Genomic DNA, 496 nt, shown 5'->3' on the forward strand with positions numbered 1-496 from the left:
GGCGAGCAGCGGGTCGCGGTCGGCCAGGAACGCCGGCAGCACGGCGAGGCCCGCCCCGGCGCGCACGGCTTCGTACTGCGCGGTCACGCTGGTGCTGCGGAACGCGAAGCGCTCGGGCGGCACCAGCTGGTCGAGGAACTGCAGCTCCTTGGTGAACAGCAGATCGTCCACGTAGCTCACGAAGGCATGGTGGCGCAGGTCCTCGCGCCGCGTGACGGGAGGCCGGCCCGACAGGTATTCGCGCTGGCCGTAGAGGTGGAGCGTGTAGTCCGCGAGCTTCGAGACGATCACGGCGCCGCGGGTGGGCCGCTCCAGCGAAATGACGATGTCGGCCTCGCGCCGCGACAGGTGCAGCATGCGCGGCAGCGCCAGCAGATCGATGCTCAGGTGGGGGTACTGCAGGGTCAGCCGGGCCAGGTGCGGCGCGAGCACCTGCGTGCCGAAACCCTCCGTGGCGCCGACGCGCACGAGGCCCACCGGGCCGATGCCGCTGGGC

The 496-nt window shown here is 72.2% G+C and carries 1 protein-coding gene; it reads right to left on the minus strand.

Annotation, left to right across the window (positions count from 1 at the left end; translation table 11 throughout):
• Window positions 1-496, minus strand: a 496-nt coding sequence (locus tag FJV41_RS57275; protein ID WP_246137929.1) for a LysR substrate-binding domain-containing protein, incomplete at both ends; no start/stop codon positions are given.

It is taken from the genome of Myxococcus llanfairpwllgwyngyllgogerychwyrndrobwllllantysiliogogogochensis, assembly GCF_006636215.1.
Taxonomy (GTDB): Bacteria; Myxococcota; Myxococcia; order Myxococcales; family Myxococcaceae; genus Myxococcus; species Myxococcus llanfairpwllgwyngyllgogerychwyrndrobwllllantysiliogogogochensis.